At 72.8% G+C, this 25,615-nt stretch carries 23 protein-coding genes and 2 pseudogenes; 8 read left to right on the top strand and 17 right to left on the bottom strand.

Annotated elements, in window-relative coordinates; all coding sequences use genetic code 11:
- Positions 1 to 8: 8 nt before the first annotated feature.
- The 4 genes from uraH (at position 9) to Sdia_RS21990 (ending at position 4,891) form a co-directional block, all read left to right on the top strand.
- Positions 9 to 416, top strand: a complete 408-nt coding sequence (uraH, locus tag Sdia_RS22005) for a hydroxyisourate hydrolase (protein ID WP_100453471.1) — start codon at positions 9 to 11, stop codon at positions 414 to 416.
- 7 nt (positions 417 to 423) lie between these two features.
- Positions 424 to 1,395, top strand: coding sequence for a factor-independent urate hydroxylase (pucL, locus tag Sdia_RS22000; protein ID WP_100453472.1), 972 nt, complete (start codon positions 424 to 426; stop codon positions 1,393 to 1,395).
- A 241-nt stretch (positions 1,396 to 1,636) separates the two neighbouring features.
- Entirely contained in the window at positions 1,637 to 3,043 is a 1,407-nt protein-coding gene (locus Sdia_RS21995) for an 8-oxoguanine deaminase (protein WP_100453473.1), read from the top strand.
- A 339-nt stretch (positions 3,044 to 3,382) separates the two neighbouring features.
- Positions 3,383 to 4,891 carry a nucleobase:cation symporter-2 family protein gene (locus Sdia_RS21990; protein ID WP_164378420.1) on the top strand — a complete coding sequence of 503 codons (1,509 nt, stop codon included), beginning with the start codon at positions 3,383 to 3,385 and terminating at the stop codon, positions 4,889 to 4,891.
- 524 nt (positions 4,892 to 5,415) lie between these two features.
- On the opposite strand, the pseudogene Sdia_RS30820 reads toward Sdia_RS21990, so the two are convergent.
- The 3 genes and pseudogenes from Sdia_RS30820 to Sdia_RS30645 all read right to left on the bottom strand — a co-directional run.
- Positions 5,416 to 5,589: pseudogene (locus Sdia_RS30820) on the bottom strand (nucleotidyltransferase domain-containing protein); the annotation flags it as partial.
- 60 nt (positions 5,590 to 5,649) lie between these two features.
- On the bottom strand, positions 5,650 to 6,303 hold the full coding sequence (locus Sdia_RS21985) for a hypothetical protein (protein WP_115069183.1): 654 nt from the start codon (positions 6,301 to 6,303) through the stop codon (positions 5,650 to 5,652).
- 444 nt (positions 6,304 to 6,747) lie between these two features.
- A pseudogene (locus Sdia_RS30645) lies at positions 6,748 to 7,619 on the bottom strand (transposase); the annotation flags it as partial.
- 169 nt (positions 7,620 to 7,788) lie between these two features.
- Between Sdia_RS30645 and Sdia_RS21975 the strand changes: the two are divergent.
- Complete coding sequence (locus Sdia_RS21975; protein WP_185393543.1) at positions 7,789 to 8,457, top strand: maleylpyruvate isomerase family mycothiol-dependent enzyme; 669 nt, start codon at positions 7,789 to 7,791, stop codon at positions 8,455 to 8,457.
- 13 nt (positions 8,458 to 8,470) lie between these two features.
- On the opposite strand, the gene Sdia_RS21970 is transcribed toward Sdia_RS21975, so the two are convergent.
- Positions 8,471 to 9,655, bottom strand: a complete 1,185-nt coding sequence (locus Sdia_RS21970) for an FAD-dependent monooxygenase (protein WP_100453476.1) — start codon at positions 9,653 to 9,655, stop codon at positions 8,471 to 8,473.
- A 127-nt stretch (positions 9,656 to 9,782) separates the two neighbouring features.
- Positions 9,783 to 10,706 (bottom strand): carbohydrate kinase family protein, encoded by a 924-nt coding sequence (locus tag Sdia_RS21965; RefSeq protein ID WP_115069185.1) that lies wholly within the window; start codon positions 10,704 to 10,706, stop codon positions 9,783 to 9,785.
- A gap of 348 nt (positions 10,707 to 11,054) precedes the next feature.
- On the opposite strand from Sdia_RS21965, the gene ctaD reads away from it, so the two are divergent.
- From ctaD to Sdia_RS30810, 3 genes are all read left to right on the top strand, one after another.
- Positions 11,055 to 12,755: an aa3-type cytochrome oxidase subunit I gene (gene ctaD, locus Sdia_RS21960; RefSeq protein ID WP_100453478.1), complete on the top strand. Its 1,701-nt coding sequence runs from the start codon at positions 11,055 to 11,057 to the stop codon at positions 12,753 to 12,755.
- Positions 12,756 to 12,843: 88 nt separating this feature from the next.
- A complete protein-coding gene (locus Sdia_RS30815) occupies positions 12,844 to 12,996 on the top strand; it encodes a hypothetical protein (protein WP_371874288.1) in 153 nt (50 codons plus the stop codon).
- A 23-nt stretch (positions 12,997 to 13,019) separates the two neighbouring features.
- Entirely contained in the window at positions 13,020 to 13,157 is a 138-nt protein-coding gene (locus Sdia_RS30810) for a hypothetical protein (RefSeq protein ID WP_371874287.1), read from the top strand.
- Positions 13,158 to 13,216: 59 nt separating this feature from the next.
- Here the strand turns inward: Sdia_RS30810 and Sdia_RS21950 are convergent, their stop codons facing one another.
- From Sdia_RS21950 to Sdia_RS21895, 12 genes are all read right to left on the bottom strand, one after another.
- Positions 13,217 to 14,020 (bottom strand): peptidoglycan DD-metalloendopeptidase family protein, encoded by an 804-nt coding sequence (locus Sdia_RS21950; RefSeq protein ID WP_100453479.1) that lies wholly within the window; start codon positions 14,018 to 14,020, stop codon positions 13,217 to 13,219.
- Between the two features lie 163 nt (positions 14,021 to 14,183).
- On the bottom strand, positions 14,184 to 15,785 hold the full coding sequence (locus tag Sdia_RS21945) for a fused response regulator/phosphatase (protein ID WP_185393544.1): 1,602 nt from the start codon (positions 15,783 to 15,785) through the stop codon (positions 14,184 to 14,186).
- A complete protein-coding gene (locus tag Sdia_RS21940; protein ID WP_308435884.1) occupies positions 15,782 to 17,533 on the bottom strand; it encodes an ATP-binding response regulator in 1,752 nt (583 codons plus the stop codon). The genes Sdia_RS21945 and Sdia_RS21940 overlap by 4 nt, the downstream gene beginning before the upstream one ends.
- Before the next feature lie 50 nt (positions 17,534 to 17,583).
- Complete coding sequence (locus tag Sdia_RS21935) at positions 17,584 to 18,651, bottom strand: ATP-binding SpoIIE family protein phosphatase (RefSeq protein ID WP_185393545.1); 1,068 nt, start codon at positions 18,649 to 18,651, stop codon at positions 17,584 to 17,586.
- Positions 18,639 to 19,055: an ATP-binding protein gene (locus Sdia_RS21930; protein ID WP_100453481.1), complete on the bottom strand. Its 417-nt coding sequence runs from the start codon at positions 19,053 to 19,055 to the stop codon at positions 18,639 to 18,641. Before Sdia_RS21930 ends, Sdia_RS21935 begins: the two co-directional genes overlap by 13 nt.
- Positions 19,055 to 19,435: an STAS domain-containing protein gene (locus tag Sdia_RS21925; RefSeq protein WP_100453482.1), complete on the bottom strand. Its 381-nt coding sequence runs from the start codon at positions 19,433 to 19,435 to the stop codon at positions 19,055 to 19,057. The genes Sdia_RS21930 and Sdia_RS21925 overlap by 1 nt, the downstream gene beginning before the upstream one ends.
- Positions 19,432 to 20,286, bottom strand: a complete 855-nt coding sequence (locus Sdia_RS21920; RefSeq protein ID WP_100453483.1) for an STAS domain-containing protein — start codon at positions 20,284 to 20,286, stop codon at positions 19,432 to 19,434. Before Sdia_RS21920 ends, Sdia_RS21925 begins: the two co-directional genes overlap by 4 nt.
- 398 nt (positions 20,287 to 20,684) lie before the next feature.
- Positions 20,685 to 21,143: a RidA family protein gene (locus Sdia_RS21915; protein ID WP_100453484.1), complete on the bottom strand. Its 459-nt coding sequence runs from the start codon at positions 21,141 to 21,143 to the stop codon at positions 20,685 to 20,687.
- Positions 21,144 to 21,204: 61 nt separating this feature from the next.
- The gene (locus Sdia_RS21910) at positions 21,205 to 22,854 is read right to left on the bottom strand and encodes a M24 family metallopeptidase (protein WP_100453485.1); all 1,650 of its coding nucleotides are present in this window, start codon (positions 22,852 to 22,854) and stop codon (positions 21,205 to 21,207) included.
- A gap of 48 nt (positions 22,855 to 22,902) precedes the next feature.
- Positions 22,903 to 23,682, bottom strand: a complete 780-nt coding sequence (locus Sdia_RS21905; protein ID WP_100453486.1) for an ABC transporter ATP-binding protein — start codon at positions 23,680 to 23,682, stop codon at positions 22,903 to 22,905.
- 19 nt (positions 23,683 to 23,701) lie between these two features.
- The gene (locus Sdia_RS21900) at positions 23,702 to 24,727 is read right to left on the bottom strand and encodes an ABC transporter substrate-binding protein (protein WP_185393547.1); all 1,026 of its coding nucleotides are present in this window, start codon (positions 24,725 to 24,727) and stop codon (positions 23,702 to 23,704) included.
- A gap of 21 nt (positions 24,728 to 24,748) precedes the next feature.
- Positions 24,749 to 25,606, bottom strand: coding sequence for an ABC transporter permease (locus Sdia_RS21895; RefSeq protein WP_100453488.1), 858 nt, complete (start codon positions 25,604 to 25,606; stop codon positions 24,749 to 24,751).
- Positions 25,607 to 25,615: the final 9 nt, after the last annotated feature.

The following is a 25,615-nucleotide window of genomic DNA, read 5'->3' as shown; positions in this document are numbered from 1 at the left end:
CACGCACCATGAGCACCGACACCACCGCCTCGGTGTCCACCCACATCCTGGACACCAGCATCGGCCGGCCCGCCGAAGGAGTGCGGGTCACCCTGAGCGCGCGCACCGGCGCCGGGGCGCCCTGGACGGAGCTCGGCGCCTCCCGTACCGACGGTGACGGGCGCTGCAAGGACCTGCCGGCGCCGCCGGCGGAGACGGCCCACGTACGGCTCGACTTCGACACCGAGGCGTACTTCGCGGCCGACGGCACAGAACCGAAGAAGCAAGCCGAGGCGCAGCAGGACGCCCCCCGCGTAAGGGACAGCGGTGCGTTCTTCCCCGAGGTGGCGATCACCTTCGCCGTCGCAGAGGGCGAGCACTACCACGTACCGCTGCTGCTCAACCCGTTCGGCTACTCCGTTTACCGAGGGAGCTAGCAGACAGATGACCGTCCGACCCCAGCCCGGCCGCCCGGCCGCTTCCCGCTCCAGCCGCCCCGTGGTGCTCGGCCAGAACCAGTACGGCAAGGCCGAGAACCGCGTCGTCAAGATCACCCGCGACGGCGCCACCCACCACATCAAGGACCTCAACGTCTCCGTAGCCCTCTCCGGCGACATGGAGGAGGTCCACTACTCCGGCTCCAACGCCAGCGTCCTGCCGACCGACACCACCAAGAACACCGTGTTCGCCTTCGCCAAGGAGCACGGCATCGAGTCGGCCGAGCAGTTCGGTGTCCACCTGGCCCGGCACTTCGTCACCAGTCAGGAGCCCATCCACCGGGCGCGCATCCGCATCGAGGAGTACTCCTGGGAGCGCATCCCGGCCTCCGACGCCAACTCCCGGTTCATCGGCGCCGACGAGGTCAAGCACTCCTTCGTCCGCCAGGGCCAGGAGACCCGCCTCACCCAGATCACCTACGACGGCGAGCGGTGGGAGATCGTCTCCGGCCTCAAGGACCTCGTCGTCATGAACTCCACGAACTCGGAGTTCTGGGGGTACGTGAAGGACAAGTACACGACGCTCCCCGAGGCGTACGACCGCATCCTCGCCACCCAGGTCGCCGCCCGCTGGCGGTTCAACTGGACCGACGACGAGCAGCGTATGCCGCAGTGGGAGACCTCCTACAGGCAGGTCAAGAAGCACATGCTGGAGGCGTTCGCGGAGACGTACTCCCTCTCTCTCCAGCAGACGCTGTACCAGATGGGCGCGCGCATCATCAACCACCGCGCGGAGATCGACGAGGTCCGCTTCTCCCTGCCCAACAAGCACCACTTCCTCGTCGACCTGGAGCCCTTCGGCCTCAAGAACGACAACGAGGTCTACTTCGCCGCCGACCGGCCCTACGGCCTGATCGAGGCGACCGTGCTGCGCGACGGCTGCGAGCCGCGCATCCCGGAGGACCTCACCAACCTGTGAGCAGCAGCGACCTCTGAGCACCAGCCGGGCCGGAGGGGGAGCGGGAGGCGCCACCGCCCGTCACCCCCCCGGCCGGCCGGGGCGGACCCCGCCGTGCGGACCGGGGCCCGCCCGCACCGGCCACCCTCTCGGCACCCGGGGGGCGCACCCCGGGCACGGGCCTGAGCCCCGCGCCCGGCCCCGGCACTCAAATTCCCAGGGTCCTGCCGTACCCGGCCACTCCTCGCCAGAAGGACTCACCATGGCAGCACCGGCAACCCCCGGCACCGCGGACGGCGCGGAGCGCCTGGTCATCGAGAACGCCCACATCGCCACCGTCGACGCGGCCGGCACGGAGTACGCCCACGGCCACCTGGTCGTCGCCGGCGGCCGCATCGAAGCACTCGGCGCGGGTCCGGCACCCGAGGGGCTGACCGGCGTCACGCGCCGCGTCGACGCCTCCGGGCACCTGGTCACCCCGGGCCTGGTCAACACCCACCACCACTTCTACCAGTGGATCACCCGCGGCCTGGCCACCGACCACAACCTCTTCGACTGGCTCGTCGCCCTCTACCCCACCTGGGCGCGGATCGACGAGCCGATGACCTACGCGGCGGCGCAGGGCTCGCTCGCCATGATGGCGCGCGGTGGCGTCACCACCGCCATGGACCACCACTACGTCTTCCCGCGCGGCTCCGGCGACCTCTCCGGCGCGATCATCCGCGCCGCCGCCGAGACCGGCGTCCGCTTCACCCTGGCGCGCGGCTCCATGGACCGCGGCCAGAAGGACGGCGGGCTGCCGCCGGACTTCGCCGTGGAGAGCCTGGAGGGGGCACTCGCCGCCACCGAGGAGACCATCGACCGGCACCACGACGCCTCCTTCGACGCGATGACGCAGATCGCGGTGGCACCCTGCTCGCCCTTCTCCGTCTCCACCGAACTCATGCGCCAGGGCGCCGAACTCGCCCGCCGCAAAGGCGTCCGCCTGCACACCCACGGCTCGGAGACCGTCGAGGAGGAGCAGTTCTGCAAGGAACTGTTCGGCATGGGCCCCACCGACTACTTCGCGTCGACGGGCTGGCTGGGCGAGGACGTGTGGATGGCGCACTGCGTCCACATGAACGACTCCGACATCGACGCCTTCGCCCGCACCGGCACCGGCGTCGCCCACTGCCCGTCCTCCAACGCCCGTCTCGCCGCCGGCATCGCGCGCGTCCCCGACCTGCTCGCCGCCGGTGTCCCGGTCGGCCTCGGCGTCGACGGCACCGCCTCCAACGAATCCGGCGAACTCCACACCGAGCTGCGCAACGCGCTGCTCGTCAACCGCCTCGGCCCGCACCGCGAGGCCGCGCTCACCGCGCGCCAGGCCCTGCGGCTCGGCACCCACGGCGGGGCACGCGTCCTCGGCCGCGGCGACCAGACCGGCTCCCTGGAGCCGGGCAAGCTCGCCGACCTGGTGCTGTGGCGGATGGACACCCTCGCGCACTCCTCCATCGCCGACCCGGTGACCGCCCTGGTCCTCGGCGCGCCGGCCCCCGTGACCCTCTCCCTCGTCGGCGGCCGCACCGTCGTCGAGGACAACCACCTCACCACGGTGGACGAGGACGCCGTCGCCCGCTCCACGCGGGAGGCGGCCCAGCGCCTGGCGCGGATCGCCGCAGGCGGCTGACCCCCTGAACTCCGGCCGGGAGGGACGGTTCCCGGCCGGGTCCGAGCAGCCGAGCGGGCTGCTCGGACGCCGCCCCGGTGCGTGGCCCAACACCTCACGCCACCGGGGCGGTCCGTACCGACCCGCGCCGCACACCGCGCGGCCGGTACGACCTGGGCGCACCACAGCACGACCAAGAACACGAAAGAGAACCGCAGACCCTCGCCGCTCGGGCGCGACGAGGCGCACCGCCGCACCCTCACTCCGGGTGCGCGGCACCGCATTCCTGGCATAACGCACCACCTCCCAGAAGCACGTGCCGCATCGCGACGGCACAGGAAAACAACCGGAGGAGCCGCAGTGGCCGACACGCCCAGGTTCAACCCGAAAGACCCGGCCCACGACCCCGCCGAGGGCGAGGGGCCGATACCCGCACAGCAGACCGGTCAGCAGACGGACGGGCCGGACACCGGCAAGCCCGCCGTGCACCCCGTCGACGAGAAACTGCCGCCGCTGAGGATGGCCACCACCGGCCTCCAGCACGTGGCCGCCATGTACGCGGGCGTCGTCGCTCCGCCGCTCATCGTCGGCGCCGCCGTGGGCCTCAGCGCCACCGAACTCACCTTCCTCACCGGCGCCTGCCTCTTCACCGCCGGCCTCGCCACCTTCCTCCAGACGCTCGGCCTCTGGAACATCGGCGCCCGGCTGCCCTTCGTCAACGGCGTGACCTTCGCCGGTGTCGCCCCCATGCTCGCCGTGGTCGACTCCACCGGCGACAAGAAGGACGCCCTGCCGGTCATCTTCGGCGCGGTCATCGTCGCGGGCGTACTCGGCTTCGTCGCCGCACCGTTCTTCAGCAAACTCGTGCGGTTCTTCCCACCCGTCGTCACCGGTACGGTCATCACCCTCATCGGCGTCTCGCTCATGCCGGTCGCCTTCGGCTGGGCCCAGGGCCCGTCCCCGGACGCGCCCGACTTCGGCTCGGCCACCAACCTCGGCCTCGCCGGGATCACCCTCCTGGTCGTCCTGCTGCTGCGCCGCTTCACCCGCGGCTTCGTCAAGCAGATCGCCGTGCTGCTCGGCCTCGTCATCGGCACGGTCATCGCGATCCCGTTCGGCGCCACCGACTTCGGGCCGGTCGCCGAGGCCGACATCATCGGCTTCCCGACGCCCTTCCACTTCGGCCCGCCGCAGTTCGCGCTCGCCGCGATCATCTCGCTCTGCGTCGTCATGGTCGTCTCCATGACCGAGTCGACCGCCGACATGCTGGCTCTCGGCGAGATCGTCGACAAGCCCGCCGACGAGAAGACCATCGCCGCCGGGCTGCGCGCCGACACCCTGGGGAGCGCCATCAGCCCCCTCTTCAACGGCTTCATGTGCAGCGCCTTCGCCCAGAACATCGGCCTCGTCGCGATGACCCGCATCCGCAGCCGTTTCGTGGTCGCCGTGGGCGGTGGCTTCCTCGTCCTGATGGGGCTCTGCCCGATCGCCGCCTCGCTCATCGCGGTCGTGCCCCGGCCCGTGCTCGGCGGCGCGGGAGTGGTCCTCTTCGGCTCGGTCGCCGCCAGCGGCATCCAGACCCTCGTCAAGGCCGGCCTGGAGAAGGACAACAACGTCCTGATCGTCGCGGTCTCGCTGGCCGTCGGCATCATCCCGATCACCGCGCCGGAGTTCTACCACGCCTTCCCGGAGACCGCGAAGATCATCCTGGACTCCGGCATCTCCACCGGCTGCGTCGCCGCCGTCCTGCTCAACCTGGTCTTCAACCACCTCGGCAAGGGCCAGGGCCGCGAGAGCGACGACGTCACCGCCCCCATGGAGCCGGCGGCCGAACTCCCGGCCCCCCGGCAGGGGGCCGGAGCGCACTGAGCCGCCTTCCGCCCGGCACGGACCGCCGGCCGCCCGTTCCCTCCCGGGACGCGGGAGGCCGGCGACCGGGCCTTCCGGGGGCGCCCGGCGCGGGGAGCGCGAGCGGGGTGTACGACGACCCGGCAGGGGCGCGGACCGAGGCGGGCGCTGTGGGCGTCCTCGGCCGGACCCACTCCGACGACGCCCGCGTCCCGCCGCCGCGCTACGACACCGAGTGCCGCTCCAGCAGGGCGATGTCCGCCTCGTCCTTCTCCCGCCGGGAGCGCGGTGTCCCACACCGGGATCATCGGCTTGGTCCCGGTCCCGGCGCGGGGCGCCACCACCGGGCAGCTCAGCCCGCCGGTCCGCCCCGGCCCGCCGTCGAGCGGATCCCGCGGCCACGGGGTCCCGGCCCAGCGGCCCGCGGCCACCACGCTCCGGCCGAGGTGGTCCCGGTCGACCGGGGTGAAGCCGCTCTCCAGCCCGCCCGTGGCGAAGCCGCGCCGCAACGCGGCCGGCGGACCGGGTACTTCGGTGCACCCGAGCCGGAGCAGTTCCCCCGTGAGGCCGTGAGCGCCGTCCGCCCAGGTGAACCAGTCGATGTCGCCGTGGTCGCGGGTGACCCGGCCCAGCGTGCAGCCCATGGCCCGGCCCCCGCGCACCCACAGCTCCGCGCCACATCGGCGAGCCGCGCCCAACGCCTCAGCGAGCGGCTCCACTCCGCCGACCAGCCCGCCGCTCGCCGGCACCCCCTCACCGCGCTCCCCCCTCCGCCCCCCTCAGTCCCGGCGTGGAGACGCCAGCAGATACGGCCCCGGCGGACGGACGCCCTGGTGGTGGCTGACCTGCCAGCCGGCCTCGGTCAGGGTCCGTGACCACGCCTCCTCCACCCGATCGGGCGGCGTACCGCCCACCGGCGCGATCTGGACGGCGTCCGGCTGCGGCGACTCGCGCACCTGGTAGCCCCCGGGCTCCTGCGACGCCGGCGGGAACCCGGCCGCCTCCAGGGCCAGCGCCGCCGCCCGCACCGGATGCTGCCGCTCCCAGCCGCAGAGCCGGTCCGTCGCACCGTCGGCCCGCGTCATCCGGCGCAGCTCCCGCATCCCCGACCAGGCCGCCCGCGCCTCCCTCAGCCGCGCCGCCCCGCCCGGCGGATCGTCCGCCACACCGGTCCGCGCCCGGAAACCGCCGTCCCCGGCGGGCCGGTCACCCCCACCGGGGTCCGGAGGAGGCGGCGGGGCCGGCGCGTCCCCCTCCCGCAGCCGGTGCCCCGCCGGAGTCAGGAAGCAGGCGTGCGGCGGCCTCGGATGACGGAAGGCGAGGCCGCGCCGCACCAGACCGTCCAACTGCGCGGCGGTCCCCGACAGCCGCCCCGTGCCCGGCTCGGCCGCCTCGACGATCCGCTGCTGCGCCCCCGTCACCGGTTTCACCATGCCCCGCACCTCCCGTCCGCGCGCACCTCCGCACGCCCGCCTCCAGGGTGCCGGGCCGCACTGACAACGCCGGCCGCCCCGGCCGGCGGCCCGGCAACCCCCCTGGTGAGGCACCGGCCGCCGAGCTTCCGTCCGACGCGTCCGCACGGGCGCGCGCAGGGGGAGCCATGACGCTGGACACGAAGGGGTCCCGGCGTATCAGAGTCGACGGGGCCGAGTACCGCCGTCGGGCCCGGCGCAAGCCCACCTACGCCCAGGGGCTCTGCCGGACGCCGCTGACCTACGCCGTCGAAGCGGCCGGAGGGGACCGGCGGCCGGGCGCCGTCCTGGTCGTCATCACGGGCCGGCCCCACCCCGGCAACTGGACGGCCGCCGAGGCGCGGCCCCCTGCGCCCGGAGCACGTCGCCGGGGCCGTCCGCAAGGCCCGGGGGCGGGGCCGGGACCTGCGCGGTCGCCTTGCCGTAGTTCGCGGTGGCCGTGCGGGGTGGTGACTCTGCGCTCGGGCCAGGTCTCGGACTCGGCGAAGCGGAACCCCGGTCCGTGCTTCGGCGGCCGTCCGCCCTTCGGGCCGTGGAGCCGAGAGGGCTTCGGCAGCCGCGTCAGACGGCCGCTGCGGACGCGGCCGACCAGCTCGGGCAGATCCCGCAGGATCCGGGCCAGAGGGGGCACGTCGTAGCCGGCGTCCGTCACGATCACGATGTCCGGCTCACCCGGCCCCCACTGACCAGCCGCGATGAGTCGTTCGACGACGTCGCGGAGCCGGGCGGCAGTGACCGCGGTAGCGTCGTCAGCCGGGCCGAGCCGGACCGCGTCCAGGATCTGCGTCCAGGACGTGGCGCCCATCTGCAGGACGGCGACGAACGAGTACGGCCAGCCCGGAATGAACTGCGAGGCCGTCTTCGCCCGCCCGTAGACGTGGCAGAACAGCCCGGTCCGGCGAGCACGGCGCATCCGATCGCAGCCACGGTGAGACATCGACGGCCAGGACCAGGCGCCCGTCCGACGGGCGGGGCAGCGACAGGCCGGCCGGCGACGACCGCGGCCGGTCGGTGTCAGTCCGGCCCTGATCGAGACCGTCTTACACCGCGCCGTGTCCACAGCGGTGTCCGGGCAGGAGCGCCGGCCCGACTGCCGAGCGCACCGCGCCGGTCGCACACGGCGCCGCGTCCACCAGTTCAAGGAGCTCATCACCACGTCCGGTCGGACACGCGTACGAATCGTCCCGGAAGTGTGACGCTTCTCCTGCCGCAGCTTCAGGCAGCAGACCCACCCTCACGAGCTTCGTCTCGTTCAGCGCGCCTTGATCGAGATACATGATCAAAGAAGGGCCGCCTCAGCGTCAGGAGATTGCCCAGGTGAGCGGCGCGGTTCGAGACCGTTTCGACACGGGAAGGCCGAACAGGCCGCGCTACGCGGGTACAGTCGATGAGTTCGGGCGGCGATAGGAGTCTGATGCAGGACACCCGATCTCTGGAGGCTGCCCTATGGCCGGACCACACGTTGTGGAGACTCGGAAAGCTCTGGAACGGGCGATCCACGTCGAGCGGTCGGCGCTCGCTCAAGACCTCGCTGAGCTGAGCGAGGCCCAATGGGCGAAAGCGACACTGTGTGAACGTTGGACTGTGGAGCAGGTCGTGGCCCACCTGACGGCGGGTGCCAGCACGAAAATGTGGCGCTGGCTGCTGAGCATGCTGGCCGCACGGTTCAACCCCGATCTGCACAACGACCGACGGCTCGCAGAGCACCGTGGCGCCACACCTGAAGAGACCTTCCGGCGATTTCGCGCAGTTGTCGCCGGGCCCGCCGGGCCGACAGGGCATACCGCGGCCTGGCTGGGCGAAATCGTCGTCCACGGCGAGGACATCCGTCGGCCGCTGGGTCTTGTGCGGACGCCCCCGGTGGCCACCACGACTGCCGTGGCCCGGTTCTTCGCCGGCCGTGATTTCACTGTGGAGAGCAGGACTGCGACCGCGGGCTTGCGACTCGAGGCCACGGACGGACCGTTCACCACCGGCTCGGGGGATCTGCTCCGCGGGCCGACCCTCTCGCTGGTGATGGGGATGGCGGGCCGCGTAGCGGCCTGCGAGGACCTGGAAGGGGACGGTGCGGCAGTCCTGGGTGCCCGACTGCGCTCAGGTCGAAGAACAAGCTGAGGCGGCGGCGCGCTCAGCGCGCCAGCCCGCGCCCTCCGAACCCGCCCTGCCCCGCCAGCTCCGCCCACCAGGCGTCCAGCTCCGCCGCGTCCTGGGTGTGCCAGGCAGGCGTGGCCTCGACCAGGCCGTGCCCCAGCCGCCGGCCGAGCGCCGTCATGGCCCGGCCGACCGGCGCCCGGGCCGCGTCGTACGCCCCGGCGGCCGACTCCCAGCTCTCGGCCCCGGCGAGTGAGGACTCCAGCACGGCCACGTCCTGGAGCGCCTTGACCGCGCCCGCCCCGGTGTGCGGGCGGGCCACCGTGGCGGCGTCGCCGAGCAGCAGCAGACGGTCCGAGGCGTACCGGGGCGCCGACACGTCGTACAGCCGCTGCAGGAAGACGGAGTCCGGGCCGGTGCGGCGGACCAACTCGCCCCAGAACGGGGGCAGCAGCTCGTCGGTGATCTCCGCCAGCCGGGCCCGGTGGGCCGTGTCGAGGGCGCGGGAGGCGGCGGGCGCGCCGGGCACGGTCGCATACAGCACCCAGTTGACGAGCCGGCCGCCACGGCCGTCGGGGATGCGGTAGACGACCAGGTGCCCGCCCTCGAACACGACGTACGCGCAGACGCCGTCGGCCCATTCGCCGAGCCCGTCCAGTCGCTCCTGCGGGCAGGCGCCGCGCCACGCGGGGTATCCGGCGGGGCTCGGGGCGAGCCCCGGGTGCAGGTGGTCGCGGACCAGCGAGGCGTGCCCGTCGGCGCCGACCACGGCCGCGTACCGCTCGCCACCGCCCTCGCACCGCACCACCGCCCCGTCCCCGTCCACGGCGATGCCCAGCACAGGGCTGCCGGTACGGAACTCCACGTCCCCGGGCACCCCCGCGCGCAGCGCCCGCCAGAGGTGGCCCCAGCTGTACGCCCGGAAGGGGAAGGGCTGCACGCCCACCACCCGCCCGAGAGCGGCGGACCCGTCCCGTACGTACCAGTGCCGCAGGCGCATCGGTTCCCACGGCACGGTCTCGTCGATCAGCCCGGCGGCGAGGAGTTCGGCACACCGGCCGGTGTGGACCGCGACCCCCACTCCCCGGTCCGCCAGTTCCGCCGTGGCCCGCTCGTGCACGACGACCCGCCGCACGCCGGCCCGACGCAGCACCAGCGCCGCCGCGCACCCGGCGATCGAACCACCGACCACCGCGACGGACTCCAGGATTCCGCTCCTCATGGCACTCCTCCTCGGTCGGCGACGGTCCGGGCACCGCCGCGCTCATGGTGCCGGAACGCGCGGGGACGTGCGGTGGTCACGGCCGGCCCGGGGACGCCGGCCCGGCGCCTGCAAGACGCCCCCGCGCTCACCGCGAGGCGAACTCCGCGACCTCCCACGCGTACGGCGGCTCCGCGCCCGCCCGCGAGCAGGTGACGGCCGCCGCACGGGAGGCGAAGGTGAGGATCCGGGTCCAGCCGTCCGCGCCGAGACCGGCCAGGGCACCGGGGCGCAGCAGATCGCGGTCGGCCAGGGCGTGCAGCAGGGCCGCGTTGACCGTGTCGCCGGCACCGATCGTGTCGGCCACCTCGACCTTCTCGGCGTCGACCGCGTACTCCGCGCCGTCCCGGGTGCGGACCGTCAGGCCCGCACCGCCCCGGGTCAAAACGACGGCGGCCGGCCCCGCGGACGCGAGTTCCGGCAGGCCGAGGCCGAGCCAACCGGCGTCCTCCTCGCTCAGCTTCAGCAGGGAGACGTGCGGGAGCCAGGTGCGGAACCGCGCCCGGTAGGCGTCCGCGTCGGGGACCAGCTCGGCCCGGATGTTCGGGTCCAGCGCGACGAACACCCCGCGTCCCGCCTCACGCCGCATCAGCTCCTCGTAGGCTCCGGCGCCCGGCTCCAGCACCAGCGAACAGGTGCCGAAGGAGACCGCGCGGGTCCGCTCCGGAAGGGCGGGCGGCAGCGTGAAGAGGCGGTCGGCGGTGCCGCCGGTGTAGAAGGCGTACGAGGCGGAGCCGTCCGCGCCGACCGCGGCGACGGCCAGCGTGGTCGGCTCCGGTCCGCGCTGGACGAGGCCGGTGCCGACGCCCTCCTCGGTCAGCCGCTCCAGCAGCGAGGCGCCGAAGGCGTCGGTGGAGACGCGGGAGCAGAAGGCGGCCGCACCGCCCAGCCGGGCCAGCGCCACGGCGGTGTTGTACGGGCCGCCGCCACGCACCGGCCGCAGCGGGGTCAGGGCGTCGCCCCGCACCCGCGGCACCAGGTCGATCAGAGCCTCACCGGCGACGACGATCACAAGAATGTCCCTTCGGGGTGGTACGGGGAAGCCCGGCCGCAGCAGCGGCCGGCCGCCAGGGTAGACCGGCCGGACCGTCGAGGGGAGCGGCCGGGCGAGACCGAGTCCGCCCTCGGCAGGCCGTGGGTGCCCTTGACGCCGGCGCGCGGGGTGCGGACCGGGACCAGGGCGAAGGCCGGGACCGAGGGTGAGAAGAGACCCGCCGGGTGCGCGGGGTCCCGGCCCTCCGCCACTTCCGAGGGGCGCGGATGCGGGGTTTCGGGCGGTATGGCTGGTTATATCTAGCGATGTGAAAGGGCGGGGAGCCGAGCCGCCCGCATCGTCCCGCTCGACGTCAGTGAGGTCCGCATGGCTTCGTCCACCGCTGAACCCAAGATCTCGGAACCGGTGCGGCGGCGTCCGGGGAACGCGGTGATCGCTTGGGTGACGACGACCGATCACAAGAAGATCGGACAGCTCTACCTCATCACCTCGTTCCTCTTCTTCCTCGTGGCGGGGCTGATGGCGATGCTGATCCGCCTCGAACTCGCCCGCCCGGGTATGCAGATCGTCTCCAACGAGCAGTACAACCAGGCGTTCACGATGCACGGCACGCTCATGCTGCTGCTCTTCGCCACCCCGACCTTCATCGGCTTCTCCAACGTGATCATGCCGTTGCAGATCGGCGCCCCCGATGTGGCCTTTCCGCGCCTGAACATGCTGTCGTACTGGCTGTTCCTCTTCGGCGGGCTCATCGTGCTCGGCAGCCTGCTCACGCCTCAGGGGGCGGCGGACTTCGGCTGGACCGCCTACTCCCCGCTGAGCAGCGCCCAGCGGTCGCCCTCGGTCGGCGGCGACCTGTGGATCATGGGGCTGGCCCTCTCGGGATTCGGCACCATCCTCGGGTCGGTCAACTTCATCACCACGATCATCGTCATGCGTGCCCCCGGCATGACCATGTTCCGGATGTCGATCTTCACCTGGAACACCCTGCTGACCTCGGTGCTCGTGCTGCTGGCCTTCCCCGTGCTGGCCGCCGCGCTGCTGATGCTGGAGGCGGACCGGCGGCTGGGGGCCCAGGTCTTCGCCCCCGAGAACGGCGGGGCGCTCCTCTGGCAGCACCTGTTCTGGTTCTTCGGCCACCCCGAGGTCTACATCATCGCGATCCCGTTCTTCGGCATCGTCACCGAGATCCTCCCGGTCTTCTCCCGGAAGCCGGTCTTCGGGTACTTCGGGCTCGTCGGCGCCACCATCGCCATCACCGCCCTCTCCGTGACCGTCTGGGCGCACCACATGTTCGCCACCGGTGCCGTGCTGCTGCCGTTCTTCTCCTTCCTCTCCTTCCTCATCGCCGTGCCCACCGGCGTCAAGTTCTTCAACTGGATCGGCACCCTGTGGCACGGCTCGCTCTCCTTCGAGACGCCCATGCTGTGGTCGGTCGGATTCCTCGTCACCTTCCTCTTCGGCGGCATGACCGGCGTCATCCTCGCCTCCCCGCCGCTCGACTTCCACGTCACCGACACCTACTTCGTCGTCGCCCACTTCCACTACGTGGTCTTCGGCACGGTGGTCTTCGCGATGTTCGCGGGCTTCTACTTCTGGTGGCCGAAGATGACCGGCAGGATGCTCGACGAACGCCTCGGCAAGATCCACTTCTGGGCGCTCTTCGTCGGATTCCACCTGACGTTCCTGGTGCAGCACTGGCTCGGCGCCGAGGGCATGCCCCGTCGCTACCCCGACTACCTCGCCGCCGACGGCTTCACCGCGCTCAACACCGCCTCCACCGTCGGCGCGCTGCTGCTCGGCGCCTCCACGCTGCCGTTCCTCTACAACGTCTGGAGGACCGCCCAGACCGGCAAGCGCGTCGAGGAGGACGACCCGTGGGGCTTCGGCCGGTCGCTGGAGTGGGCCACCTCCTGCCCGCCACCGCGCCACAACTTCGTCACCCTGCCCCGCGTCCGCAGCGAGTCGCCCGCCTTCGACCTGCACCACCCGGTCGTCGCCAAGTGGGACGAGGCCGAGGGGCCCGGCAAGCGCGACGTGCTCGAACCCGGAGGCCACGGCAAGTGACCGGGTGGTCGTGGCGGGCGGGGGGCGCGTGCCGCCGCCGGGAGCGGGAACACGCCTGACCTGCCCCGAGTACGGCCGGAGCCGCCCGATGCCGTCACCGCACCCGCTGCCCGGCCGCGACACGTCCTACTGGATGGCGACCGCGCCCGGCCCCGAGCGGCCGTCGCTCACCGAGGACATCGGGCTGGACGTCGCCGTCGCGGCGGTGGCATCGCCGGGCTCAGCACCGCGTGGGAACTGAGCCGGGCCGGCCGGAGCGCCGCGGTGCTGGAGGCCGGCCGCATCGCCTCCGGCGTCACGGCCCGGCTCTACGCCGAGGCGGCCCTCCGGGCCACCGCCCTGGCCGAACGCGACCACCTGACGCGCCGGGCCGCCCGGCTCGACAGCCGCCCGCGCGCGTGACGGGGCAGGGGCGGGGCGCCTCCGGCGGTTGCACCGCCGCGCCCCGCCGGCCTGGCGGCTCAGCAGTTCGGCACGCCGGGCAGCTTCGCGTCCGGGTGGCTGATGTAGATGTTGCTGACGAAGCCGTTCTGGTCGCGCAGCTTGCTCCACCAGTTGTTGGTGTAGCCCTCGGCGTTGACGGTGTCGCCCTGCTTCTGGCACACCACGCGCACCGCCGTCGGACCGGCCAGAGTGGTCACGACGGGCGCGTTCAGCCGGGCGTCGGCACGGACGTTGACCCCGGAGCCCCAGGTGTCGAACGGGGTGCCCCCGCCCCCTCCGCACCCGTTGGTGCTGGTCAGGTGGGCCTGGTGGTAGCTGCCCGGGTAGGGCAGGGCGGCGCCGTCGATGACGATGTTCTGCCCCACACCGTTGAGGAGCTGCTCGTAATGGATGTGCGCGCCCGAGGAGTTGCCGGTGCTGCCGGTGGTGCCGATCTGCTGGCCCTGGGCGACGGAGGCGCCGCTCGGCACGGAGAAGGCGGCGAGGTGGAAGTAGTACGTGGTCCAGCCGCCGCCGTGGTCGACGGAGACGTAGTTGCCCGCGCCGCTCGGCTGCGAGTGGCGGGTGGCCGTGCCCGCCGCCGAGGCCAGCACCGGGGCACCGGCGGTCGCCCCGCCGTCGGAGCGTACGAAGTCCAGCGCGCGGCGCACCTCGGCCGAGTGGTGGCTGTACGTCCAGCGCTGCCCGCAGGGGAAGGGCGCCTTGAAGCCGGGGGCGGCGGCCGCCCCGGTGTCCTGCGCCGCGGCCGGGGTGGCCGCCAGCCCGGTGCAGGCCAGCAGTGCGGCGGCGGCCAGGGCGGGAAGGCGTCTGAGGAACCTCACGAATGCTCCTTGGTGGGGGAGTCGGCCCGTGCGGAAGGCCGGGCCGGGGCGCGGTGAGACGTCCGGAACGTAGCGAGTGCGGGCTCCGCTGACAAGCCCGCGTCGGTCCGGAGGCGCGCCGTCCGCCCGGGTCCCGGCAGCACGGGCACCGGGTCCCGCACCCCTACCGCACCCGCGCAGCCAGGATGGCCACGTCGTCCTTGCCGTCCGGCGGAAAGGCCGCCAGCAACGCGTCGCACATCGCGTCAGGGCACGCGGGGCCGGACGCCACCGTTTCCCGCAGCGAGACCAGCGCCGCGTCCAGGTCGACCCCACGCCGCTCGATCAGGCCGTCCGTCACCAGCACGAGCTCGGTGCCGGCGGCCAGCGACACCTCGGCCGGCGGCGGATGGGGCAGCCCCAGCCCCAGCAGCGGGCCGTGCTCGTGCAACAGCCGGGTGTGGCCGCCGGGGCCACGGACGACCGGCGGGATGTGCCCGGCGTTGGAGACCCGGAGCACGCCCGCCGTCCGGTCCACCTGGACGATGCACAAGGTCGCCGAGCGGACCGCGTGGTCGGTGCCGAGCACCTTCTCCAGCCTGGTCTGGATCTGGTCGGGCGCGTGCCCGTCCAGCGCGTACGCCCGCAGGGCGTGCCGCAGCCGGCCCATCACCATGGCGGCCTCCAGGGAGTGCCCGGCCACGTCACCGACGGCCAGCAGCAGCCCGTCGTCCGTCTCGACCGCCTCGTAGAAGTCCCCGCCGATCTCCGCGTGCCTGCTCGCCGGGTCGTACCGCACCGCCAGGTCGACGCTCTTCGGGCAGGGCAGCGCCTCCGGCAGGAAGCTGCGCTGGAGCCTGAGGGCGAGCGCGTGCTCCTCGTCGTACGAACGCAGGGCCTCCAGCGCCAGCGCGGTGGCGTGGGTCAGCTGCGTCAGCAGGTCGGTCTCGGCGGGGGTGACCACCGCGTCCGCGGGGACCACGACCGCCGTGGGCGGACGCCCCGGCTTGGTCCGGGCCAGCGCCACGGCGCGGACGCCGCCCCGCCGCCCGTCGGCGTACGGCACGGGCCAGGTGGCGTCGGCGCTCTCCACCGCCGCCCCGACCCCACCGCCCAGCACGTGCTCGGCGAAGACCTCCATCGGCACCGACGGTGCGGGGACCTCCTCGGCCGGCAGCCCGGGGCCGGAGGCCGCGAAGTGCGTCACCCGGCCCTCCGGATCGCGGAGCACGACGTCGGCGGAGCACTCCAGCACGGCGGCCGTGCCCTCCGCCGCCGTGCGGGCCAGGGCGACGGCCGAGAGCGCCGAGTGGAGGCCGAGCGTGGTGCGGTTGAGCAGGCCGAGCCGCCGCGCCAGTGACTCGGCGCGGCGCCGGGCGCGGGTGTAGCGCAGCGTCGCCGTGACCGTGGCGAGGAGCTCGCCGGGGGCTATCGGCTCGGTCAGGTAGGCGTCGGCGCCCCGGTTGAGCCCCTGCGTCCGGTCGGAGGCGCTGATCGCCGACGCGGAGACGTGGATGACGGGCAGCGACGCGGTCCGGGGGTCGACCTTGATCCGCTCGCAGACCTCGAAACCGGTCATGTCGGGAAGCCGCACGTCGACCAGGACGACCTCGGGCGGGGCGTCGGGGTCGGCGGCGCGCGCCAGCCCCTCGTGGCCGTCGGCGGCCTCCACCACCTGGTGGCCCGCCCGGCGCAGGGTGGTGCCCAGCACGTAACGGTTGGTCGGGTTGTCGTCGACGAGGAGGACCAGCGCGGGCCGCTCGTCCGGCTGACGGGGGATCGTCATGGGAGCGGGACTTCCTTCGTGTCCTGGGCGTCCGCCGGGCCCGCGGCCCCGGCCACGAGACCGAGCGCCTCGGCCAGCCGCTCGGCGGTCAGGTGGGTCTTGCTGAGGACCGCCCGCGCCCGCCCGAGCCGGTCCCGGTCCAGGTCGGAGACGCCCATGGAGGTGAGGACGACGACGGGCACCTGCTCCAGCGAGGGGACCGCCGAGATCTGCTGGAGCACCTGGTAGCCGTCGGGCGACGGCATGGCCAGGTCGACCAGGACGGCGTCGGGCAGCGTGGTCCGGATGGTGCGCAGCGCCTCGACGCTGCGGGTGACCTCCGTGGTGGTCTCCGCGAGCCGGTCCAGGGTCGGCCGGAGCGTACGGAGGAAGACCGGGTCGTCGTCGACGATGACGACGCCGCGCAGCAGCGGCTCCTTCGGCAGTGTGCCCGGCCCCGGGGGCACCGGCGCGGCGGGCAGCTCGACGGTGACCTCGGTGCCCCGGCCGAGAGCGCTGGTCAGTGTCAGCCTGCCGCCGAGCAGTTCGGTCAGCTTGCGGGCGTAGGGCAGGCCCAGGCCGGTGCCGGAGACGTGGCGCTGATGGGCGCCGCGCACCTGGTAGAACTCCTCGAAGACCTGCTCCACCTCGTCCTCGGGGATGCCGACACCGGTGTCCCTCACGGTGAGGACCGCCCATGGGCCGGCTGCCCGCTCCTCGGCCTCCACCGTGAGGCGGACCGTGCCGGAGGCGGTGAACTTCAGGCTGTTGGAGAGGACGTTGCGCAGCACCCGGGTCAGCATCACCTCGTCGGTGGTGAACGGCCCGGGGAACGCCGTGTCGGCGATGTCCAGGGTCACGTCCTCGGCGGCGGCGGAGGCGAGTGTTCCGCGCAACTGGTGCAGGACCGTCCGCAGGTCGACCGGGACGAGCTGCGGCTCCAGCCGCCCGGACTCCGCCTTGGCGGTGTCGAGCAACTCCTCGACGAGGGCCAGCAGCGTGTGGCCGGCGCCGGCGATCAGCGACACCTGCTGGTGCTGCTCGTCCGTCAGCGGGTCGGCCCCCTCGTCCAGCAGGAGCTGGGCGAGGGCGATCACGGCGTTCACCGGGGTCCGCAGCTCGTGGCTGACGTTGGCCCAGAAACGCGTCTTCGCGGCGCTCGCCAGACGCAGCCGGCGGCTCTTGTCCTCCAGGTCCGCGTAGAGGGCGACGACACCGCGGTTGGTCTCCTCCAGCTCACCGGAGAGTTCGGAGTAGAGCGCCATGACGCCCGCGTTGGTCTCGTCGAGTTCCTTGTTCAGGCGCTCCAGCTCCTCGTACCGGGCGCGTTCGTCCTGGAGCGCCTGGAGGAGCTGGCTGTTCTGCCTGCGGAGTTCCTCACTCATATCGGGGCCGCGCAGACCCGCCAGTTCCGCGTCCACCCGCCGGGCCGCCTCGTCGGCGGTGAGCGGGGTGGTCAGGTCCTGTCCGAGGAGCAGGCAGCCGCGGTCGTCGACGCAGAGGTCGAGGAGCCTGTGCGAAGCGGTCAGCAGGTCGTGGCTCGGCGCTCGCTCCCCCTTCCATCGGAAACGGACGGCAACCCGGTGGGGCTGCCCGGCGGTACGGACGAACTCGGCGGACAGTCCCGCGGAGCCGAGGAGTTCGGCCCCCGCCTCGCTGGCCAGGGTGACCAGGCGGACGCGTCCGGCCTCGCCGAGTTCCAGTGCCTGACACACCGCTTGCCCGTGACGGCGCACCTGAAACAGGTCATCCTGCCTGGTCAACGGCATCTGGGCGAGGATGCGTTCCTGCTCGCCCGAAGCGCCCGCCTCCGCCGGCGTCACGGTGTCGCTTCCTTGAGGACCAGCACGCCGATGTCGTCACGGCGCGCGCCGGCCTCCCGCAGGATCTGCGCGGCGACGACCGGGGGCCGGCGGGCGAAGAGGCCGGGGAAGGAGCCCGGGGCCCAGCGGTCGCTCAGCCCGTCCGAGTGCATGACGAGGACCGCGCCCGGCCCCGCCTCGGCGACGACGGTCCGGGTCCGGGGCAGGTGGGCCCCGACGATGCCCGGCGAGGACAGCAGGGAGGACCTGCGGCCGTCGGCGACCAGGCAGGTCGTGGTGTTGCCGACGCCCGCGAACTCCACGCGGCGGCCGGGGAAGTCGAGCCGCACCACGGCCACGGCGGCGCCCCTGGTCCCGCGCAGCGCGCGGTGCAGATCCTCCAGGACGGCCTGCGGACGGCTCGCACGGCTCGTCCGGAAGGCGTTCCGCGCCACCTCGCCGGCGAGGGCCGCCTGCGGGCCGTGGCCCAGCCCGTCGCACATCATGGCGAGCAGCGGGTCGCCGGCACCCTCGGCGCTCCGCGCGGGTTTCTCGGCGTACCGCACCGCCCAGGTGTCCCCGCACATCTCCTCGCCGCCGATCGGGCGGGTGAGCCCGCCGATCTCCACCCCGGAGGCGCAGGCGGGCTGTTCGCCGTCGGCGTGGAAGCGGGCGAGGACGGCTGTGCCGCGGCCGGGCAGGGTGTGGATGTCGAAGACGTCGGCGAGCCGGGCGATGGCGCCGAGGCCCACGCCCAGGGTTCCGGTGGAGGACGACCCGTCGCGCAGGGCCGCAGAGAGGTCGGGGATGCCGGGGCCGGTGTCGGTGGCCAGGATGTCGAGCGCCGCGTGCTCCCCGTCCAGCGCCACGCGCAGGACGAGCGCGCCGTCGACGGCGTGCCGCTGGAGGTTGGTGGCCGCCTCGGTCGCCACGATCTCGACGGAGGCGACGCGGTCGGGGCCGAGGCCGAGGCGGCGGGCCAGCCGGGCGGCCTCCCGCCGGGCGGCCATCGGCAGGCCCGCGTCGACGCGGAGCCAGAGGGTCTCACCCGGCTCGGAGAGCAGTGGCGCGGTCACCGGGCCCACTTCACGATGGTGACCCGCGTCCCGCGTCCGGCGCCGGTGTCCAGCTCGAACTCGTCCGCGAGCCGCTTGGCGCCGCTGAGGCCCAGTCCCATGCCGCCCCCGGTGGTCCAGCCGTCGGTCAGGGCCAGCTCCACGTCGGGGATGCCGGGCCCCTCGTCGGCGAAGACCAGCCGGACGCCGGAGCGGCCGTTGCTCCAGGCCGGCTCTGCCTCCATGTGACCGCCACCGCCGTGCACGACGGTGTTGCGCGCCAGCTCGCTGGCGGCGGTGACCAGTTTGGTCTGGTCGACCAGGGAGAGGCCGGCCTCCTGGGCGAGGGCGCGGACCAGTTGGCGTGCCTTGACCACACCGGCACTGCCGTCGAGTGCGATCGACTCGGCCCGCCGTGCGGTGTCGCCGGGCATCAGGAGCGGCCCGGCTGCTCGGTGTGCACGGCCCGGCGCAGAGCCGCCAGGCCGGCCTCCAGGTTCAGGGCGGTGCGCACACCGCCGAGCGTCAGGCCCAGTTCGACCAGGGTGATGGCGACCGCGGGACGCATGCCGACCACGACGGTCTCCGCGCCGAGCACCCGGGACATCGCGGCGACCGTGGCGAGCATGCGGCCGACGAAGGAGTCGACGATCTCCAGGGCGGAGATGTCGATGACGACGCCCCGCGCCCCGGTGTCCACGATGCGCTTGGAGAGGTCGTCCTGGAGGTCCAGGACCGTGTGGTCCTCCAGGTCGACCTGGATGGAGACCAGCAGGACGTCCGAGATCTGGAGGACGGGGACGCGCTCGGTCACAGGAGGCTCCCGCGGTTCTCCGCCAGCTTCCTGTCCCGCTCGATGGCGTCCAGGGCGTGGCGCAGGGCGTCCGCCAGACTGCTCTTCGTGGGGATGTCGCCGAACTCGATGCCCAGGGCGACGATCGTCTGCGCGATCTGCGGACGGATGCCCGAGATGACGCAGTCGGCGCCCATCATCCGGGCGGCGACGACCGTCTTCAGCAGGTGCTGCGCGACCTGGGTGTCGACCGCGGGGACGCCGGTGATGTCGATGATCGCCTGCGTCGAGTTGTAGTCGATCAGCGCCTGGAGCAGCCGCTCCATGACGACCTGGGTACGCGCCGAGTCCAGGGTGCCGACCAGCGGCACCGCCACCACGCCGTCCCAGAGCTTGACGACCGGCGTCGACAGTTCCAGCAACTGGTCGGCCTGCGCGGAGATGATCTCCTCACGTGTGCGCGCGTACGCCTCGACGGTCAGCAGTCCCAGCTCGTCCAGGAGGCGGCTGAGCTGGAGGTAGGCGTGGACGTCCTCGGTGTTCCCGGTGAGCGAGGGTTCCAGGACCCGCTTCAGGGCGAAGACGCTGACGGCCGTCTCGGTCGGGGTGAACCCCTGCCGGGCGCGGTTGCGCGACAGCTCCACCAGAAGGCTGCGCAGCTCGGCGAAACCGTCGGCCCGCGCACTGAGCTCGCCGGTGGCGAGCCCGGAGCGGATGGCGGTGTACAGGTCGCGGAGTTCCCGCTCCATCTCCGCGGTGCTCAGCCGGCCGGTGAGCGACTCGCCCACCACCGCCATCCACTGGGCGACGAACGCCTCACTGTTGTCGTTCAGCAGCTCGACAAGGCGCTGCGGACCACGGTCGTCGGTCACTTCCACGCTCCTCGTTGTAGGCGGCCGATCCTACGGCAGACGGGTGAACCGCGAGGATGCCCGGGGGCCCCACCAGGGCGGGGACCTCGTTCGGTGCCCGCCCCGGGGGCCGGGGAGCGTGTGCGTCGCCCGGGCGACGGCCCCGGCTCCCGCACGCGGGTGGTCGGTGGCGGGGCCGGTGGCGAAGGGGCGCCGACGGCGGGCCGCGCCCCGTGGGTCTCGCCGCCGCGGGGAGCTGCGGCCACGCCGGCCGGGCGGGCGACGTCTCGGGGGCCGCGCCGGCCGCGCGACCCCCGAGGCGTACGCCGTGCACCGGGCCGGCGCACGACGTACGTGCGGCCCCGTCCCGGGGAGCGTGGCCGAGGGCCGGGCCGCGGGGAGCGGCCCGGCCGGGGCTCTCAGCCGAGAACGGCGATCGTGGCGTCGAGTTCCACCAGGGCGCCCTGGGGCAGGACCTGGGTCGCGAGGGCCGTACGGGCGTGCCGGCCCTGGTCGCCCAGCACGTCGACGAGCAACCGCGAGGCGCCGTCGACCACGGTCGGCTGGTCCACGAAGGCCGGAGCGCTCGCCGCCCAGGCGTTGAGCTTCAGCACGCGGGCCTGTTCGAGGCCGATCGACTGCTCGACGCGGGCCAGGAGGTTCAGCGCGGCGGTGCGTGCGGCGAGCACCCCGTCGGCCACGGTGGCGTCCTCTCCCAGCCGGCCCCCGAGCACCTCGCCCGACGCGGTCCGGGAGATCTGGCCCGAGACGTACAGGACGTCGCCCCAGCGCGAGGTCGCCTCGTACGCGTACCGGGGAGGGCCGAGGTCGGGCAGTTCGACCGACAGCGCCTTCAGGCGTTCCCGGACGGTGGTCATGGTGTCTCCTCGTTCGGTGGGCCGCCCGCGCGGTGGGCGCACCGCGCGGGCCCGGGGTCCGTCATCGCTTGCTCAGGACGTAGGTGCGGTCCCGGCCGATGTACCAGAGGTCCTCGGTGCCGATCGCCGCGTTCCCGTAACGCCACGGGATCTCCGCGGCGCCGTACGAACCGACCTGGAGCACGTGCTTGTAGCCGGGCCGCAGCTCGTTGGCGAAGGACTCCTGCTTGCCCATGAGGTGGCCCACGTTGCGCTTGCGGTACTCCGTGTCGAAGTCGACGTCGGTGCCGAGCATGCCGATGGCGACCATCCGCTCCAGGTGCGGGGCGAGGTAGCGCAGGGTCCCCTCGTGCACGTCCTCGCACACCGCGCCGGGGCGCAGCTGCCCGATGATCCCCTCGCGCACCACGTCGAAGAAGAAGCGGTACGCCTCCTTCGCGGACTCGGTGCGCGGCAGCGAGCGGGCCATGTCGGAGGTGGCGACGTTGACGCCGTCGAAGACGATCCGCACCCCGGCGTCCAGCTGCACACAGGTCGTCTCCTCGTCGACCGGGTGGTCGACCGGGGGGCCGGGGAAGAGCATCCGGTTGGAGGAGTGCAGATTGGTGAAGTACGGCTCGATGCCGAAGGGGATCTCGTGGGCCGTGCGGAACTCGGCGATCTTGTCGAGGTAGACCGCGTAGACGTCCAGCTCGCTGAAGGAGCGCCCGGCGTCGAGTCCCCGCTCCGCCCAGGCCAGGGCCTCCTCGACGGCGAAGACGCTGGCCCTGGCGGCCACCACCTGGAAGGCCAGGTCCTCGTGGTCGCGGACGTCCCGCCAGTGGCCCAGGGCGGCCGAGACGGGGACCAGCTCCGCCCCCTCGCGTGTGAGCTCGCGGGCGAGGCCGACGCTGATCCACTCCTCCTCGATGCCCGTCCGCGTCCCGGACGCCAGTTCCCGGACGGCCGCCCCCACGGACGGGTACCGGCCCACGGGTGCGCCCGGCAGCTCGCCGGCGCCCTCGGGGAGCAGCACCAGGAGGCGTTCGGGACCGTCGAGCCACAGGGCGACCGCCCCGTGCGGCTGGGCGCGTCCGGTCGCCTCGGTGAAGTTGGGGGTCGCCGCGAGCAGCACCGAGTCGAGGGAGCGTTCCGCGGCGAGCTCCCGCAGCGCCGAGAACCGGCTGTCCTCGCCGGAGGTGAACTCCTCGGCGAGGCCCGAGAGATGGGGGACGTCCGCGACGAGCCGGCGCGCGGTCCGTACGCCGGTCCCTCGCCACCGCGCGAAGGTGGCGAGGACGTCGGCCGGATCGATCTCGTAGGCGGCGACCGGTGTCGGGTCCTGGTCGGCGGCGACGAGTTCGACGGAACCGGACAGCGCGAGCTGGTGGGCGTGGACGACATCGGCGGCGAGGGCCACCGGGCCGCCGTCGGCGAGTTCGCGCACCAGGTCGGCGAGGGACTCGGCGGCGGGGGTGTCGGCGACGATGCGCGGATCGATCGTGACCCAGGGGGCGTAGAAGCGCATCCGGTCCTTCGGGACGCCGGCGGACAGGGCGTTGCCCTGTTCCTGCTGGCGCACGAGCAGCAGGCGCTCCGTGCCGGTCTCCGCGATCAGCGGAGCGACGAACGGGTGGGAGTCGAGACGGATCGCGGAGAACAGCAGGCTCTTGCGCGCGTCGAGGCCGAATTCCCTCTCCACCCGCGTGGCGTCAGCGGTGATGCTCAGCATGGTGCTCCTTTGTCGGCGGTTCACGGTGGTGGGTGCGTGGCGGGGTGGTCAGCTGATGCCGGCCACGACGCCGATGTGCGATTCGATCTCGGAGGTGTAGCCGGAGAAGTCGGCGGAGTACCGGTGCTCCTTGCCCCGGGGCCGCGGCAGGTCGATGGGGATGTCGGCGATGATCCGGCCGGGGCGGTCGCCGACGACCACCACCCGGTCCCCGAGCCAGACCGCCTCGGGGATGCTGTGGGTCACGAAGAGGACGCTGCACCCGGTGGTCTGCCAGATGCGCTGGATCTCGAAGTTCATCGAGTCCCGGGTCATGGCGTCGAGCGCGCCGAAGGGCTCGTCCATGAGCAGCAGTTTGGGGCGGGAGACCAGGGCCCGGCAGATGGCGACGCGCTGCTGCATGCCGCCACTGAGCTCGTAGGAGTAGTTCTTGGCCTTTCCGCCCAGCCCGACCATCTCCAGCAGTTCCATGGCGTACGCGCGGGCCTCGTCGGTCCGGGCACCGCGGAACTCCAGGGGCAGGAGCACGTTGTCGAGATTGTTGCGCCAGGGCAGGAGCACGGGGCTCTGGAAGACCATCGCGATGTCCTCGATCCCCTCCTGGATCGGGCGGCCATGGACGAGGATCTCGCCCTCGGTGGGCTCCTGGAGTCCGGAGACCGTCTTGAGCAGCGTGGTCTTGCCGCTGCCCGACTGCCCGACGATCGACACGAACCGTCCGGGCTCGACGTGGAAGTCGAGTCCTTCGAGGACGGTGTTCTCCTGGCCCCTCCGGGACCGGTAGGTCTTCCCCACGTTGTTGACCGAGATGGCGTATTCGTTGTTCATGTGACTCCCCATCCGGCCGTCACGGGGCCTGGATCGTCTCGTCGGAGCCCAGCGGCTCGAGGTAGGAGTTGCTGTACACGTCCTCGGGTGAGAGGCCGCTCTCTTCCGGCAGGCCGAGGAACTCACGGGCGACGTCGATGGCCTGGAGGACTCCGGTGTCGTCCATGACGCCGTACCGGTCGGCGGCCTCGCGCTTGCCCCAGTTGAGGCCGCACTGCGCGTCGATGGCGAGGGTGATGGTGCTCGTGCCGTATCCGGAGACCTCCGTCCGGAAGTCCTCGGCCGCCTTCCGCGGGTTCTGGCAGGCCCAGAGGAAACCTTTCTGCATCGCCCGGTTGAACTTCCGGACCTGCTCGGGGTCGTTCTTGAGCTTCTCGTCGGAGACGACGATGCCGTTGCCGTAGAGGTCGATGCCGAGGTCGGACCATTTCAGCACGGCGGCCTTCCGGCCGAGCGCGTCGATGGCCGGTTCGTCGGAGACGTGCAGCGCGAGGTTGGCGTCCCACTGGCCGGCCAGCAGGCCGGGGATCTTCGAGGCGCTGGACGCCGGGATGACGTCCACGTCGCTCTTGTCGAAGCCGAGCTTGTTCAGCGCGAGCGGCCACATGGCGGTCATCGCGCCGCCGCCCTCGGTGGCGACCGTCTTGCCGCGCAGGTCCTCCCAGTTCCTGATCCCGGAGTCCGCGAGGGCGACGACCGCGTAGGCGGACCTGGCCTGGAGCAGGTTGACCTGCTTGACCTTGGCGCCCCTGCCCTGGCTGGTGACGGTGGCGCCGAAGTCGGCCCAGCCCGCGTCGACCCTGCCCGCGACCACCGAGGTGACCGTGTTGGTCGAACCGGATCCCGGCATGACCGTGAGGTCGATGCCCTCGGCCTTGAAGAAGCCGCGTTTGGCGGCCGAGATGAACGGCGCGTGCTTCGGCAGGTACCCCACGTCGAGCATCAGGGTCATCGAGTCCTTCCCGCCACCGCCCGCGCATCCGGACAGGCCGGCCAGCACCGCCGCGCCGGCGAGAGCGACGGCCCTGCGAGGAGTCCTACGCATATCCAGCCTCCGATCCCGTGGTCACTTGGCGTGGTTCTTCCACGGGGCCAGCTTGCGGCCCGCGTAGTCGACGAGGAAGAACAAGGTCAGGGCGATGGCGGCGAGGACGATGAAGGCCGCGAACATCGACGGCAGGTCCACCTGGCTGTTGGCGAGGAGGATGACGTACCCGAGCCCCTTCGAGCCGGCGATGAACTCCCCGACGACCGCCCCGCCCACCGCCAGGGAGATGGAGATCTTCGCCCCGGAGAAGATGGAGGGAATCGCGTAGATGAAGTCGATCTTCACCATCTTCTTCCAGGGGGAGGCCCGGTTGATGCGGGCCAGTTCCTGGAGTTCGTGGGGGACCGAACTCAGCCCGTCGTAGGTGTTGATCACCAGGGGGAAGAAGGCGATGGCCATGGCGACGAACGCCTTCGACTCGAAGCCGAATCCGAACCACACGATGAACAGCGGGGCCAGCGCGACCTTGGGGATGGTGTCGATCGCGATGAGCGCGGGGTACAGGAAGCTGCGCGCGGTGGCCGAGTAGTGCAGGGCGGCACCGCACAGCACACCGAGGGCCGTGCCGAGCGCGAATCCGGCGAGCGCCTCCTGGAGCGTGACGAAGGTGTTCTCCGCGAAGTAGCCGGGGCGCTCGATCAGCTCGGCGAAGGCGGAGAGCGGCCCGACGAAGAGGTAGTCCGCCGGGTCGATGACCAGGACCAGCAGTTCCCACACCACGAAGAGGCCGAAGATCCCCACGGCCGCTTTGACGCCGGCCACCAGCGACTCACGGGGGAGGGCGCGGCCCGGTGCCTTCTGCCCGGGGGCCTTCGCCGCCGGGAGCGGCGGCTCGGCGGCGGCCTGGTCGGGGTGGCGCAGATCAGGAGTCGCCATGGTGGTACC

The sequence above is a fragment of the Streptomyces diastaticus subsp. diastaticus genome (genome assembly GCF_011170125.1).
GTDB lineage: Bacteria > Actinomycetota > Actinomycetes > Streptomycetales > Streptomycetaceae > Streptomyces > Streptomyces diastaticus.
This window is presented reverse-complemented; position numbering and strand designations above follow the sequence as displayed.

Excerpts from the sequence above, each read along its gene's own strand:
- Sdia_RS21985 (WP_115069183.1), bottom strand. The coding sequence starts at position 6,303 with ATGGTGAAACCGGTGACGGGGGCGCAGCAGCGGATCGTCGAGGCGGCC.
- Sdia_RS21915 (WP_100453484.1), bottom strand. The coding sequence starts at position 21,143 with ATGACCACCGTCCGGGAACGCCTGAAGGCGCTGTCGGTCGAACTGCCC.
- Sdia_RS21940 (WP_308435884.1), bottom strand. The coding sequence starts at position 17,533 with ATGCCGTTGACCAGGCAGGATGACCTGTTTCAGGTGCGCCGTCACGGG.
- Sdia_RS21930 (WP_100453481.1), bottom strand. The coding sequence starts at position 19,055 with ATGCCCGGCGACACCGCACGGCGGGCCGAGTCGATCGCACTCGACGGC.
- Sdia_RS21900 (WP_185393547.1), bottom strand. The coding sequence starts at position 24,727 with ATGCGTAGGACTCCTCGCAGGGCCGTCGCTCTCGCCGGCGCGGCGGTG.
- Sdia_RS21905 (WP_100453486.1), bottom strand. The coding sequence starts at position 23,682 with ATGAACAACGAATACGCCATCTCGGTCAACAACGTGGGGAAGACCTAC.
- pucL (WP_100453472.1), top strand. The coding sequence starts at position 424 with ATGACCGTCCGACCCCAGCCCGGCCGCCCGGCCGCTTCCCGCTCCAGC.
- Sdia_RS21895 (WP_100453488.1), bottom strand. The coding sequence starts at position 25,606 with ATGGCGACTCCTGATCTGCGCCACCCCGACCAGGCCGCCGCCGAGCCG.
- Sdia_RS21975 (WP_185393543.1), top strand. The coding sequence starts at position 7,789 with ATGGCCGGACCACACGTTGTGGAGACTCGGAAAGCTCTGGAACGGGCG.
- Sdia_RS21970 (WP_100453476.1), bottom strand. The coding sequence starts at position 9,655 with ATGAGGAGCGGAATCCTGGAGTCCGTCGCGGTGGTCGGTGGTTCGATC.
- ctaD (WP_100453478.1), top strand. The coding sequence starts at position 11,055 with ATGGCTTCGTCCACCGCTGAACCCAAGATCTCGGAACCGGTGCGGCGG.
- Sdia_RS21995 (WP_100453473.1), top strand. The coding sequence starts at position 1,637 with ATGGCAGCACCGGCAACCCCCGGCACCGCGGACGGCGCGGAGCGCCTG.
- Sdia_RS30815 (WP_371874288.1), top strand. The coding sequence starts at position 12,844 with ATGCCGTCACCGCACCCGCTGCCCGGCCGCGACACGTCCTACTGGATG.
- Sdia_RS21945 (WP_185393544.1), bottom strand. The coding sequence starts at position 15,785 with ATGACGATCCCCCGTCAGCCGGACGAGCGGCCCGCGCTGGTCCTCCTC.
- Sdia_RS21910 (WP_100453485.1), bottom strand. The coding sequence starts at position 22,854 with ATGCTGAGCATCACCGCTGACGCCACGCGGGTGGAGAGGGAATTCGGC.
- uraH (WP_100453471.1), top strand. The coding sequence starts at position 9 with ATGAGCACCGACACCACCGCCTCGGTGTCCACCCACATCCTGGACACC.